This is a genomic window from [Clostridium] aerotolerans DSM 5434 (genome assembly GCF_000687555.1).
Classification (GTDB): domain Bacteria; phylum Bacillota; class Clostridia; order Lachnospirales; family Lachnospiraceae; genus Lacrimispora; species Lacrimispora aerotolerans.
Genome location: NZ_JHWJ01000014.1, coordinates 1 through 12,767 on the forward strand (window position 1 = coordinate 1; position 12,767 = coordinate 12,767).

The following is a 12,767-nucleotide window of genomic DNA, read 5'->3' on the forward strand; positions in this document are numbered from 1 at the left end:
CTCAAACGCAGCTTATTATTAGAATTTTCAGGGTTTTACATACTGTTCAATCTTCTGTTTTCAAAGTGCTTCGCATCTTCTCAGGAGGTTTGTCCTGATCCGTTGCTGACGCAGAAGGAGGGATTTGAACCCTCGCGCCGCTACTAACGGCCTACTCCCTTTCCAGGGGAGCCCCTTCAGCCGCTTGGGTACTTCTGCAATTAGCTGATTTCTTATATCTTATAACGGCTAAAACCTGCCAACGGAGAGGGTGGGATTCGAACCCACGCGCCCTTGCGGACAAACGGTTTTCAAGACCGCCTCGTTATGACCACTTCGATACCTCTCCAAATGCGCTTTTACATTTTAATAGAAGTTTGTACTTTTGTCAAGCACTTTTTTCTATTTTTTCCAAATCTCTTGGAGACTCAATGTTTCTCTTTTGTTTCTGTTTTGTTGTCTCCATCAGAAGCAACTTGGATAGTTTATCATTGTTTCCGTATTCTGTCAACATTTATTTACATATTTTTCAAATTATTTTAAAACCCTTATAAACTCGCCAAAATACGTTGTTTTGCTTCCTCTGCTGTCTTGAATCTTTCTTCACTTCCTACCATATAGTAAGCTGCATCTTGCCACTCTTCTACTGGATAATCGGAAGCTGGTATTTGGGACACAGCTACGCGGAAGCGCTCTCTATAGATAAACCCACGCAGGTCCGATAAATACATGCAGCCGGATTCTGCAGCAATCCTTTCCAAAAGCCCAGCTCTGTCATCTCGGTCGTTCTTTTCCCTGTTGTTCCCAGTCCTCATCTACCGTACCCTCTCCCCTTCTTTTCATCTGATGCAGCAGATGATAATATCGTATGGCCATGTAAACTTTAAATTATCTAACATTATATTACATATTTCTACATGGTTTTACATTAAATACTTTATATAGCTAATAATATTGTAACGAATGCAACATGTCAAGTGATGGATTGCATTAATTACTACACATATTTCATTCAATGCAATACTATGGAAACAGGAGGAGTTACCCATGTATATCGATTTCAATTTTTCCAAACGCCTCTCAGAGCTGAGAGGTCAAAAGGGTGTGTCTGCACGCGATATGAGTCTTTCCCTGGGACAAAACCCCACATATATTCATAAAATAGAAAACGGGATCGCTCTTCCATCCATGATGGGCTTTTTCTATATTTGCGAGTATCTTGATATTGAACCCGCCGATTTTTTTTCTCGAAATGTCAGCAGTCCCTTGAAATTAAAGGAACTGATGGACGATGCCCAGCATTTAAACAGAGAGCAGCTTGACCATCTTCACCTGATCGTGAAAGATCTTTTAAAATCAGGGGGAAAAAAATAAAAGGACGCTGCACCTACAGCATTCCTTTTATTTTCTCCCATAGATTCTGCTTAACAGCACTCCGGCTACTTCCATGTCCTCCGGTGTTGTTACCTTTATATTGGCATAATCGCCACGTATTAATTTCACCTTTTCCTGGGTCATGGTCTCAACTACCATGGCATCATCCGTAATTCCTGTTTGATAAGATTCCGATGTAAGTAATTTTTCATATGCCTTTAATACCAGCTCATACTTAAAAGCCTGAGGCGTCTGGATCAGCCATAGGCTGCTTCGGTCTGGCGTTCTTTTCGCATACCCATTGTCGTCGGCCACCTTTATGGTATCCTTTACCGGCATTCCTACGGCGCAGGCGTGGTAGGCTCTGGCGCCTTCCAGTGCACGCTCTATCACTTCCAGTGTGATACACGGTCTTGCACCGTCATGGACCAGAACGTATTCGCAGTCAGGTACTGATCTTAAGCCTTCATAGACAGAGTGGTACCTTTCTTTTCCGCCTTCTGTGATTCTTCTTACTTTAGTAAAGCCGTATCTTTCTACGATTTCCTTTTGACAGTATTCTGTCTCGCCCGGACCGGTTACCAGGATGATATCATCAATGGAACTGGATTCAAAGGCGCTTATGGCATAGTAAAGCATGGGCTTTCCCTGTAGTTCTAAATACTGCTTATGAACCTGACCGCCCATACGGGTCCCTTTTCCTGCTGCCAGTATGACAGCGGCTGTTTTTCCCATGAGCTTTACCTCTCACCCAGCTTTAGATTGGGCACTGCATTTAGATCCCAGCCGGCCCTTGCTCCATTGATGTATTCATAGTAGGCTGCGGTACCGATCATGGCTGCATTGTCCGTACAGTAGACAGGGGACGGATAATAAAAGGAATAGCCGGCTTTGTTACAGGCTTTTTTCATTCCTTCCCGCAGTGCAGTGTTCGATGCTACTCCACCTGCTATGGCAATCTTAGTAAAACCGTATTCTTTGGCTGCTTCCATGGTATGGCTTACCAGCACATCTACTACGGCATTTTGAAAGGAAGCTGCCAGGTCGGGAACGTGAATGGTCTCTCCCATCATATTGGCGTGATTGATATGGTTTAATACGGCTGACTTTAATCCGCTGAAGCTGAAATCATAAATATTTCCCTCAACCTTTGCTCTTGGGAATTTTATGGCTTGTGGATTTCCTTCTTTTGCGGCCTTGTCAATCTTCGGGCCTCCGGGATAGCCAAGTCCTACGGCTCTTGCTACCTTATCAAAGGCTTCGCCTGCCGCATCGTCTCTGGTACGTCCCAGTATCTCAAATTCACCATAATCTTTTACAATCACAAGATGGGTATGACCTCCGGATACAATGAGACATAGAAACGGAGGTTCCAAATCAGGATGTTCTATAAAATTGGCTGAAATATGCCCTTCAATATGATGAACTCCTACCAGAGGCTTTTTCGCTCCGTAGGCAAGGGCTTTTGCTTCGGCAACGCCAACTAAGAGGGCTCCTACAAGACCTGGGCCATAGGTGACCCCAATGGCATCCATATCCTTAAGAGTTTTCCCTGCTTCAAGAAGGGCTGCTTCTATGACCTGATTGATTTTTTCTATATGCTTTCTGGAGGCAATTTCCGGCACAACTCCGCCGTATAATGTATGCAGGGCGATCTGGGAGGAAATTACATTGGAAAGAACCTCTCTGCCATTCTTTACTACGGCTGCTGCCGTCTCGTCACAGGAGCTTTCAATCGCCAGTATATATACATCTTCCTCTGTATGATTTTTCTTCATTTCCATTCCCTCATTCCTCGTCAAATTCCAGCTCTGCGGTCCAGGCATCTTTTGCCGCTTTGGCTCTTGGAAAGATTTCCCGGACTTTGTCCATAAATTCCTCTGGTCTTGTTAGGGAGGGGCTGTAATGAGTCAGCCACATCTCTTTTGGCTGGGCTTCTTTTGCCAGTTTTGCTGCTTCATAAAATGTCATGTGCTTATATTCTCTGGCCTTTGTTTCTTTTCCTTCCTCTCCGTACATACCTTCGCAGATAAAAAGATCCGCCTCCTTTGCGTATTCCGCAATGACAGGAACCGGCCTTGTATCCGTACAGTAGGTCACTTTAAGTCCACGCCTGTCCGGTCCTAAGACCATATCAGGGGTGAGAACCCGTTCTCCGTCATCAATTGTTTCCCCCTTTTGAAGACGGCTCCAGAATTTCTGAGGAATTCCGGATTCCCTGGCACGGTCCACATCAAAGCGGCCTGTCCTGGGAATGGAGATGGAATATCCGTAGCAGATCACATTGTGATTCACCCGGTAAGCATCTATTACATAAGGAGCGATGGTTATCTGCTCCCGGCTTTCTGACAGTTCTATGAATTTCAGTTCAAACGGAAGTTCCGGCGCTATGGTGCGCAGTGCTCCCACGACACGCTCCAGGCCTTTGGGGCCAATGAGGGTAAGGGGTTCGGTCCGTTCGGCATTTCCCATGGTTAAAAGAAGTCCCGGAAGTCCGCTGATATGATCGGCGTGGTAATGGGTAAAACAGATGATATCTATGGGCTTGGGGCTCCAGCCTTTTTCCTTCAGTGCAATCTGGGTTCCTTCTCCGCAGTCAATCAAAAGATTACTGCCATCACACCTTGCCATCATGGCTGTCAGCCAACGATATGGCAGAGGCATCATGCCTCCGGTCCCCAGTAAACATATATCCAACATAAAATTTCCTCGCTTTTGCTTCTATCAATGAATGGCGGTCAAAAAACCGCCTCACAAAATCATATCACAAAGCGAAGGCAATTAGCAACTATAAATATTCCAGCTGATCTTCTATTTCTACTGGTACTTTAAATTCCATGGTAATCGCATCGTAGCAATTTTCACATAAATCAAAATGATGGATCTCCCCATCTTTCTCTGAAAAGAAGTCCCAGGAATGATTGATGCTGATAACTCCTTCTCTGGCAACGCCTTCTGACACAATAATCTTTTTGCCACAACAGTTGCAAACAACCGTTTCAAGCTGACCGCCGTTTTTGTACTTTCTCATCTTACTCTCACCTTTCCTTTTACCGCCAATGCTTTTCATTTTTGAGCATAATGGTATGCCTGCAAGGCGTTCCTTTTTCACTCTTTCCATGTCTGCCCTCATTTGTCACCGCTTAATCGGAAGGTGGAAAAAAGGGCATCCCAACTGGATACCCCTACATTATAAACGGTGTTTTCCCTTATTTTTAGTGGTAAATGTTTCATGTCAAATCGCGGCACATGACCACTGCATCTTCCTGTGGATTCTTGTAATAATTTTTACGAATTCCGGTCTCAATAAAACCATAGAATCTATATAGGTTTCTTGCTGTTTCGTTGCTATTTCTTACTTCCAGAAACAAAGACTTTACGGAATTATGAATGGAATATTCCACCAACTGGTCCATAAGTTTCTTAGCAAGGCCCCTCCCCCTGTATTCAGGGCGCAGGGCAATTCGTAGAAGTTCCCCTTCAAAGGCGATAATCCGGAGGATTAAAAATCCGATTACCGTATCTCCTTCTAAAAGGACCAGCCAGGTATCGAACCGGTTTTTCTGCCCTTCTTTTATGGTATCAGGAGACCATGGATCAGAAAAACAGACGCTTTCTATTTCAGAAACAGACTGGACATCTTCCTCGGTCATTTTACGAATTAAGAACATTTCCTTTTGCCTCCTGCTCCTCACGTTCCCGCTCTGCCTGGGGCTTTCTTAAGTAATCCGGGGCATGCTCCGCTGCGGTAACGATGTTGCCTTCTTCAAAATATAGGCTTCCAAGGGCAGCTACGGAGGCGCCTCTCTGTCTGCTTACGTGAGCCGGGGCAAAGGAGAATGGAACTGTCATGGCTTCTTCAATCTGTTTTTTGTATACAGGAACTCCGTCTCCCAGGAAAATGACGGCTTCTCCCATTTCATTTAATTCCTGGATCAGATCGCGGATGTCCATGGCACAGGATTCTTTTCGAATGGAGAAACCGTCTTTATTCTCATAGATTCCGGTATACACCTGATCCCTTCTGGCATCCATGATGGGACAGACGATGGAGGCACAGCCATATAGATTGTAGGCCATGGCATCTATGGTCGGAACTGAGACCATGGGCTTATCAAGCGCAAGTCCTAAGCCTTTTCCCGTTGCGGAGCCGATCCGAAGTCCGGTAAAGGAGCCAGGTCCTGCAGATACTGCGATGGCATCAATGGTTTCTAAATCAAAGCCTGTCATCTTTACCACTTCATCAAGCATGGGCAGAAGGGTCTGGGAATGGGTCTTTTTAAAGTTAACAGTATATTCCGCAGTTACCACCTGGTCGGTGACAATGGCCACAGAAGCTACCAGGGACGAGCTTTCGATTCCAAGTATGTTCATTTACATTCCCTCCACGGTTATTTTTCGATAATCAAATCCTTTTTCCAAATCCTTTTCAATGGTAATGGATATGATTGTTTCAGGGAGAATCTCCTCGATCAGCTCAGACCATTCAATAAGGCTCACCCCGTCTCCGTAAAAGCAGTCTTCATAACCGATCTCATCCATCTCACTTACGTCACCAATCCGGTACACATCAAAGTGATAAAATGGAAGGCGTCCGTCATCGTATTGCTGAACAATTGTAAAGGTGGGGCTGTTTACCGCTTCTTTGATTCCAAGACCGGAGGCAAAGCCCTGAGTGAAAACGGTCTTTCCCACCCCAAGGTCTCCATTTAAGCAGTATACGGAGGAGGCAGCTGCCTGCTCCCCAAGCTTCTTTCCAAGTAAAAATGTATCTTCCGGCTTCCAGCTTTCTATTACCATAATCTATATCCTCTTTCGCCTCTTTGGAGGCATTTTATTAATTAACATTGCTTCTAATCGCGGTTTATGAAATCCGGCTGAGGAATCTGGGATCAGATAGTTAAAGTCGTCGATGGTCTGCAGAACCAGAATCGTTCCAACCTGCTCTGCTTCCTCAACTTTTGACCAGGGAACAAATGATACATTCTCTCCACGGATTGCCTCAATACCTTCCTCTCCCAGGGATATGATCAGAGGCTCATGATTGTTTGACCACCGGACCTCTCTGCATGCTCTCCAGTAAGTATAAAGGGGCTTGTATAACACGATAACCACATACCCGGCTATCAACAGTCCCCGGTAGAGGGGAGATATTTCGTTCCAGGTATCTGCAATGACATAAATACCTGCAAAAATCGAAATTGGATAATAAATCTTATACACTCCACGAAACATTAGCCGCATATAATACTGCCAAAGTTCCCTCACGTTCATTGTAATGTTGATCCTGATGGAATGATCCTGATCCAAGGCTTCCTCCTCCCCGTGTGATTCCCACATGTCTCTCTCTTATATTTTCATGGTCAGAGCGATACGCTTCTTCTCTGCTTCCACGCTGATTACCTTAACTTCAACGATATCTCCTACGCTGACTGCCTCTAAGGGGTGCTTTATGAACTTGTCTGACATCTGGGAAATATGGACAAGGCCGTCCTGATGGACTCCGATGTCTACAAATGCTCCGAAATCAATGACATTTCTCACGGTTCCTTTTAAGACCATTCCAGGCTTTAAATCCTTCATGTCCATGACATCAGTCCGTAAAATGGGCTTTGGCATCTCATCTCTTGGATCCCTGGCTGGTTTCTCCAGCTCCTTTACAATATCTCTTAAGGTAATTTCACCAATCTGAAGTTCCTCTGCCATGGCCTTATAATCCAGTATCTTTTTGCCGAGTCCACTCAGCCCGCCGTTTGTGAGCTGCTTTTGATCATAACCAAGCTTTGACAGGAGCTTCTTGGCTGCTTCATAGGATTCCGGATGGACACTGGTTCCATCGAGAGGATTTTTGCCTCCCTGAATTCTCATAAAGCCTGCACACTGCTCGTATGCCTTTGGTCCAAGCTTTGCCACCTTAAGAAGCTGGCTTCTGCTTAAGAATGCTCCGTTCTCCTCCCGGTATGCCACAATGTTCTTTGCAATGGGTTTTGAGATACCTGAGATGTATTCTAATAGAGAGGCTGAGGCTGTATTTAAATCAACACCCACCTTATTTACACAGTCTTCTACCACGCCCTGAAGGGCTTCACTTAAATTCTTCTGGTTCATATCATGCTGATACTGGCCCACTCCAATGGACTTTGGATCGATTTTTACCAGCTCGGCAAGAGGGTCCTGAAGTCTTCTGGCAATGGAAGCTGCACTTCTTTGTCCCACATCAAAGTTTGGAAATTCCTCTGTGGCAAGCTTGCTGGCTGAATACACGGAAGCACCTGCTTCATTCACAATGATATACTGGATCTGTTCCGGTATCTCTTTTAAAAGCTCTACGATGATAGCTTCTGATTCCCGGGAAGCAGTTCCATTCCCTACGGAAATCAGGGAGATGTTATATTTCTTAATCAGCTTTTTAACAACTGCTTTGGCTTCCTCTACTTTATTTTGAGGAGCCGTGGGATAGATGACTACAGTATCTAAGACTTTACCGGTCTCATCAACCACTGCAAGCTTACAGCCAGTCCGGAATGCAGGGTCCCAGCCAAGGACTACCCGGCCTACAATGGGAGGCTGCATGAGAAGCTGCTCTAAATTTTTTCCGAATACCTTGATGGCTCCATCTTCTGCTTTTTCCGTCAGTTCACTCCTGACCTCTCGCTCAATGGCAGGAGCTATGAGACGGTCGTAGCTGTCACTCACCACTTCTTTTAACACCGGTGTGGTATGGGGGTTGTCCCTTATAATGACCTGTTTTTCTAAGTATCTGAGAATCTGGTCTACCGGTGCGGCTGCTTTTACAGTAAGAAGCTTTTCTTTTTCTCCCCGGTTAATGGCAAGGATTCTGTGGCCGGCTGATTTTTTAATTGGTTCTTCATAGTTATAATACATCTCATAAACAGAAGGTGCCTCTTCATCCTTTGCCACTGACTGAAGGCTGCCCTGGCTTAAGGTGGCATTTCTGATATAGGTACGGTATTCTGCATTGTCAGAAATCCGCTCTGCCAGAATGTCTTTTGCTCCGTTTACGGCTTCTTCTAAGGATTGCACTCCCTTTTCCTCTGATATGTAAGCTTGCGCCTCTTGTTCCAAAGGGGTCTTTGTCATCTGGAGCATGAGGATATCGGCCAGAGGCTCTAAGCCCTTTTCCTTTGCAATGGTCGCCCTGGTTCTTCTTTTTGGTTTATATGGACGGTATAGATCTTCCACAGCTACCAGAGTTTTTGCCTCTGTAATCTTCTGTTCCAGCTCTTTCGTCAGTTTTTCCTGATCCCGGATGGAGGAGATGACCTGTTCCTTACGTTCTTCTAAGTTTCTTAAATAACGGAGGCGTTCGTCTAAATTTCTCAGCACCTCATCGTTTAAGGAACCGGTTGCTTCCTTTCGGTATCTGGCAATGAAGGGAATGGTATTTCCCTCGTCTATGAGCTTTACCGCTGCTTCTGCCTGACTCCTGGAAATAGCCAGTTCTTCATGTAACGCTTTGATTATATCCATGCTGTTCCCCTTGTTTCTTATTAGTTCTTTCAATTTTTATTATTATAGTTCATCAGACTTTGGTTTGCAAGACCCGACTGGACATGCCAACCGTTTCGTGATACAATCAAACAGTGCGAGAGAACGCAATCCTTGCTTACGAAAACACGCAAATGAGGTACAAACACAAATGGATGATAACAACAAAAATTACGGGAAAGTGCCCCAGCTTCCTCCTTCCGGATCCTTTATGAGCTATTGGTCTGTGTTCCTGGGAGGTCTTGGACTGGTAAGCGGCTGCCTTCCTTTATTCAGCATCTGGAATCTTCCGGCCGGACTGTTTTTCGGACTGGGCGGTATCGCATGCGCAGTACTTTCCAGACATGGAAAACCATTTACCCAACAGGCTCAGCTTGGTCTGATTCTTTCTGTTATTTCTCTTGTCTGCGGTCTGCTGATGTCTTTATTCATTATCTTTGTTTATGATACCATGGATACCAACACTGCTCTTGGCCGTTATTTCAGAGAAACCATTGAAACCACTACCCAGGTCCTAATTCCTAGTCGTGGCGCCGGGCAATAATCTTATTAAAAGATAGGAAGTAAATCCACGCCCCGAAAGACCAGCATATAATTTTTAAAAATCCAGTTTACCACCACGATGGCGGCCCCTGTGAGAATAAAGAATCGAACTCGTTTCTTATGATCCATGGGGCGGCTGTTTTTTTTGGAGATTTTTCGAAGAATGACCTCCAAAAGAATCACAAAAACGGTATAAAGGACCAGCGGGTGATATTGAAAGCTCATCCGCAGGTCCCCGCTTAATAAGGACAGGACCGCCCTTGTTCCGCCGCACCCCGGACAGTAAAGTCCGGTGAGGGATTGGAACATGCAGGGAGGTCCAAATTTTAATATTTGTTTTAACCAATTCATTGTATCACCTGTTTAATCTGCCAGATCAAAGGCATCATGAACCGTTCTCATGGAACGCTCCACATCTGCTTCATCAATCAGAACGGTTATCCGAATCTCAGAAGTTGCGATCATCTTAATATTTACATTGGCATTGGAAAGTGCCTCAAACATCTTGGCTGCTACTCCAGGATTGCTTGACATTCCGGCACCGATGATGGATATCTTCGCTACGCCTTCCTCACTGGTCACATCCTGAGCCGTAATGGTAGTCATGTTCTCTCTCAAGAGATCCATGGTCTCTTTTAAGTCTGTCTTTGCTACGGTAAAGGAAATGTCTTTTCTCTCTTCCCGTCCGATGGACTGAATGATTATGTCGACGTTTATGTTATGCTTTGCCAGGAGATTAAAAATCCGAAATGCTATTCCCGGCATATTTTTTACTCCAATGACCGATATACGGGCAACGTTCTTATCTGCGGCAACTCCGCTAACCAGCATTCTTTCCATTTTTGCTTCCTCCTTGACAACCGTACCTTCTTCCCTTGTGAGACTTGATCGGACAACTAACTGTACTCCATACCTCTTTGCCATTTCCACGGAACGGTTATGAAGAACCTTTGCTCCCAGGGAAGCAAATTCCAGCATCTCGTCATAGGAAACTTCGGGAAGCTTTCTGGCGTTTTCCACGATTCTTGGATCTGCTGTGTATACACCATCCACGTCCGTGTATATTTCACAGGCATCTGCATGAAGGGCTGCTGCCAAAGCAACGGCTGTGGTGTCGGAGCCGCCTCTTCCGAGGGTTGTTAAGTCATCGTATTTATTGACACCCTGAAAACCGGTGATGACTACGATCTTTCTGGAATCCAGTTCATGGAGGATTCTTTCGGTATCGATCTTCTTTAATTTGGCTGTGCCGTAAGCGGAGGTGGTATGCATGGCCACCTGAGCTGCATTTAGTGAAACAGCAGGCACGCCAAGCTCATGAAAGGCCATGGCCATAAGGGCCACGCTTACCTGCTCTCCGGTTGCTAAAAGCATATCCAGCTCTCTCTTTGGAGGATTTGGATTTATCTCAAGAGCCTTGGCAATGAGTCCGTCTGTTGTCTTACCCATAGCGGATAATACGACCACTACCTGATTGCCTTTTTCATACTCCTCAATACAACGCTTTGCTACATTGAAAATTCTTTCCTTGTCTGCGACGGAGCTGCCGCCAAACTTCTTGACTACTAACATTGTTGCCTCCTGGCGAAAATTAGAATTCTGCGCGGATGCGCTGTCTGATTCCTGACAGCTTTTTCGCTCTGTTGTCGTACTCTTTTTCTGTCATGGACTCTGTTACGACAGCAAATTCATCCATGTGGTCAAGCTCTATGGCCTCCACGGTACCAAACACTTCTTCCACTTCCTTTAATCGCTTAGACGCGATTCCCTTAATTCGTACAAAGTAGCGGAAAGACATGGTCTCCATCGGGTAGATCTTAAGGCTTTCTTCATCCCAGCCAAGTTCCACATGCTGGTCTTCATTGTTAAGAGCTTCTATAATGTCTGCAATCACTGCGCTGGCTGTGGGAAGCTTTCCAGCTCCGCTGCCATAGAACATGGAGGTTCCAAGCATGTTTCCTTTTACTAAAATACCGTTATAAACGTCACTGACGGAATACAGAGGGTGGTCCATTCCGATCATGACCGGTGCCACAAATGCATGAGCAGCCCCTTGTTCCAGACGGCTGGAGCCTAACAGCTTAATGGAGGTCCTTAAGCTTTCTGCGTAAGCAAAATCCACATCTGTGATATTTGTTATCCCTTCTGTATAAATATGCTCGTAATTCACTTCGTGACCCGCTGCCATGGCAGTTAAAATGGCAATTTTTCTGCAGGTATCATGTCCTTCCACATCTGCTTCGGGATTGCGCTCGGCATAGCCTAAATCCTGGGCTTCCCTTAAGGCATTCTCAAAGGTGTCTCCGTTTTTGTCCATCTTAGTCAGTATGTAGTTGGTGGTTCCGTTTAAGATTCCGGTGATTTCCTCAATCTCTTCTCCTGCAAGAGAGGTATAGAGAGGGCGAATAACAGGAATACCGCCGCCTACGCTGGCTTCAAAGAGAAAGTTCACCTTGTGTTCTTTTGCGATGCGAATCAGTTCTGTTCCGTATGCGGCTACCAGTGCTTTATTGGAGGTCGCCACATGCTTTCCTGCTTCCAGGCTTGCTTTTACAAAGGCATAGGCTGGCTTTAAGCCGCCCATTGTTTCAATTACCATGGAAACTTCCGGGTCATTCACTATCACGGAAAAATCATGAACAATTTTGTCTTCCACCGGCGTACCTGGAAATTCTCTTAAATCCAGAATGTATTTAACGGAAACAGGTTCGCCTACCTTTTTGGCTATGACCTCTTTATTTCTATCTAATATCTCAACAACACCAGAACCGATGGTACCATAGCCCATAACTGCAACATTTTTCATATCATTCTACTCCCTGGCTAATATTTTTACGTAATGAACCCCATTCTTTACTTCCATATCTTCCACCATCCCCGATACATTTCCAGTGGTTTCAAGTACTTCCACACTGAGAGTCAAGGTAGCGACTCCATTGACCGGGATACTCTGGTGAATGGTCAGGATATTGGCACGGTATACCGCTACTACGTGGAGAAGATCCGACAGCAAACCTGGTTCATCATCCATCTGCATCACAAGTGTAATGGTTTTCCCTTTTGTGTTATCGTAAAACGGAAAGATATCATCCTTATACTTATAAAAAGAGCTGCGGCTGATTCCGACCCGGTCAGTCGCCTCCTGAACGGTGATGACACGCTCCGATTCCAACAGTTTTTTTGCCTCTACTACTTTCAGCAATACTTCAGGTACAGCTTTCTGCTTTACCACAAAATATTTACTCTTTTCTTCCATAAAAAAATATCTTCCCTTCTGTGTCCGCAACAGAAAAACATCTGTGCTCATAGGGAAGATATTATCATATTTGTGAATGGTATGCAACTCTTTTTCTATTTATTTT

General features: G+C 45.0%; 16 protein-coding genes and 2 tRNA genes. 2 read left to right on the forward strand and 16 right to left on the reverse strand.

Going from position 1 to position 12,767, the window contains the following annotated elements; all coding sequences use genetic code 11:
- Window positions 1-109 precede the first annotated feature (109 nt).
- From T546_RS0117065 to T546_RS23850, 3 genes are all read right to left on the reverse strand, one after another.
- Window positions 110-198: transfer RNA gene (locus T546_RS0117065), tRNA-Ser, on the reverse strand.
- Between the two features lie 44 nt (window positions 199-242).
- A tRNA-Ser gene (locus T546_RS0117070) sits at window positions 243-328 on the reverse strand.
- A 199-nt stretch (window positions 329-527) separates the two neighbouring features.
- Entirely contained in the window at window positions 528-794 is a 267-nt protein-coding gene (locus tag T546_RS23850) for a hypothetical protein (RefSeq protein ID WP_034599783.1), read from the reverse strand.
- Window positions 795-1,026: 232 nt separating this feature from the next.
- Between T546_RS23850 and T546_RS0117080 the strand changes: the two genes are divergently transcribed.
- On the forward strand, window positions 1,027-1,353 hold the full coding sequence (locus T546_RS0117080; RefSeq protein ID WP_024837273.1) for a helix-turn-helix domain-containing protein: 327 nt from the start codon (window positions 1,027-1,029) through the stop codon (window positions 1,351-1,353).
- A gap of 27 nt (window positions 1,354-1,380) precedes the next feature.
- Here T546_RS0117080 and ispD read toward each other — a convergent pair whose 3' ends face one another.
- From ispD to T546_RS0117125, 9 genes are all read right to left on the reverse strand, one after another.
- Window positions 1,381-2,088, reverse strand: coding sequence for a 2-C-methyl-D-erythritol 4-phosphate cytidylyltransferase (ispD, locus tag T546_RS0117085; protein WP_026892669.1), 708 nt, complete (start codon window positions 2,086-2,088; stop codon window positions 1,381-1,383).
- 5 nt (window positions 2,089-2,093) lie between these two features.
- Entirely contained in the window at window positions 2,094-3,131 is a 1,038-nt protein-coding gene (gene tsaD, locus T546_RS0117090) for a tRNA (adenosine(37)-N6)-threonylcarbamoyltransferase complex transferase subunit TsaD (protein ID WP_026892670.1), read from the reverse strand.
- A gap of 10 nt (window positions 3,132-3,141) precedes the next feature.
- Window positions 3,142-4,053: a ribonuclease Z gene (locus T546_RS0117095; protein ID WP_026892671.1), complete on the reverse strand. Its 912-nt coding sequence runs from the start codon at window positions 4,051-4,053 to the stop codon at window positions 3,142-3,144.
- Between the two features lie 88 nt (window positions 4,054-4,141).
- Window positions 4,142-4,384 (reverse strand): hypothetical protein, encoded by a 243-nt coding sequence (locus T546_RS0117100; RefSeq protein ID WP_024837277.1) that lies wholly within the window; start codon window positions 4,382-4,384, stop codon window positions 4,142-4,144.
- A 199-nt stretch (window positions 4,385-4,583) separates the two neighbouring features.
- A complete protein-coding gene (gene rimI, locus T546_RS0117105; RefSeq protein ID WP_026892672.1) occupies window positions 4,584-5,024 on the reverse strand; it encodes a ribosomal protein S18-alanine N-acetyltransferase in 441 nt (146 codons plus the stop codon).
- On the reverse strand, window positions 5,008-5,727 hold the full coding sequence (tsaB, locus tag T546_RS0117110) for a tRNA (adenosine(37)-N6)-threonylcarbamoyltransferase complex dimerization subunit type 1 TsaB (protein ID WP_026892673.1): 720 nt from the start codon (window positions 5,725-5,727) through the stop codon (window positions 5,008-5,010). Before tsaB ends, rimI begins: the two co-directional genes overlap by 17 nt.
- A complete protein-coding gene (gene tsaE, locus T546_RS0117115) occupies window positions 5,728-6,153 on the reverse strand; it encodes a tRNA (adenosine(37)-N6)-threonylcarbamoyltransferase complex ATPase subunit type 1 TsaE (protein ID WP_024837280.1) in 426 nt (141 codons plus the stop codon).
- Between the two features lie 3 nt (window positions 6,154-6,156).
- Window positions 6,157-6,663 carry a hypothetical protein gene (locus tag T546_RS0117120; protein WP_156951358.1) on the reverse strand — a complete coding sequence of 169 codons (507 nt, stop codon included), beginning with the start codon at window positions 6,661-6,663 and terminating at the stop codon, window positions 6,157-6,159.
- 39 nt (window positions 6,664-6,702) lie between these two features.
- A complete protein-coding gene (locus T546_RS0117125) occupies window positions 6,703-8,844 on the reverse strand; it encodes a Tex family protein (RefSeq protein WP_026892675.1) in 2,142 nt (713 codons plus the stop codon).
- Window positions 8,845-9,013: 169 nt separating this feature from the next.
- Here T546_RS0117125 and T546_RS0117130 point away from each other — a divergent pair, with 169 nt between their 5' ends.
- Entirely contained in the window at window positions 9,014-9,406 is a 393-nt protein-coding gene (locus tag T546_RS0117130) for a sodium:solute symporter (protein WP_026892676.1), read from the forward strand.
- Between the two features lie 5 nt (window positions 9,407-9,411).
- On the opposite strand, the gene T546_RS0117135 is transcribed toward T546_RS0117130, so the two are convergent.
- The 4 genes from T546_RS0117135 to T546_RS0117150 are packed head-to-tail and all read right to left on the reverse strand — an operon-like array spanning window position 9,412 to window position 12,661.
- The gene (locus T546_RS0117135; protein WP_026892677.1) at window positions 9,412-9,756 is read right to left on the reverse strand and encodes a DUF2752 domain-containing protein; all 345 of its coding nucleotides are present in this window, start codon (window positions 9,754-9,756) and stop codon (window positions 9,412-9,414) included.
- Between the two features lie 12 nt (window positions 9,757-9,768).
- Window positions 9,769-10,977: an aspartate kinase gene (locus tag T546_RS0117140; protein ID WP_026892678.1), complete on the reverse strand. Its 1,209-nt coding sequence runs from the start codon at window positions 10,975-10,977 to the stop codon at window positions 9,769-9,771.
- A gap of 19 nt (window positions 10,978-10,996) precedes the next feature.
- On the reverse strand, window positions 10,997-12,211 hold the full coding sequence (locus T546_RS0117145) for a homoserine dehydrogenase (RefSeq protein ID WP_026892679.1): 1,215 nt from the start codon (window positions 12,209-12,211) through the stop codon (window positions 10,997-10,999).
- Window positions 12,212-12,217: 6 nt separating this feature from the next.
- The gene (locus tag T546_RS0117150; RefSeq protein ID WP_024837287.1) at window positions 12,218-12,661 is read right to left on the reverse strand and encodes an ACT domain-containing protein; all 444 of its coding nucleotides are present in this window, start codon (window positions 12,659-12,661) and stop codon (window positions 12,218-12,220) included.
- Between the last annotated feature and the right edge of the window lie 106 nt (window positions 12,662-12,767).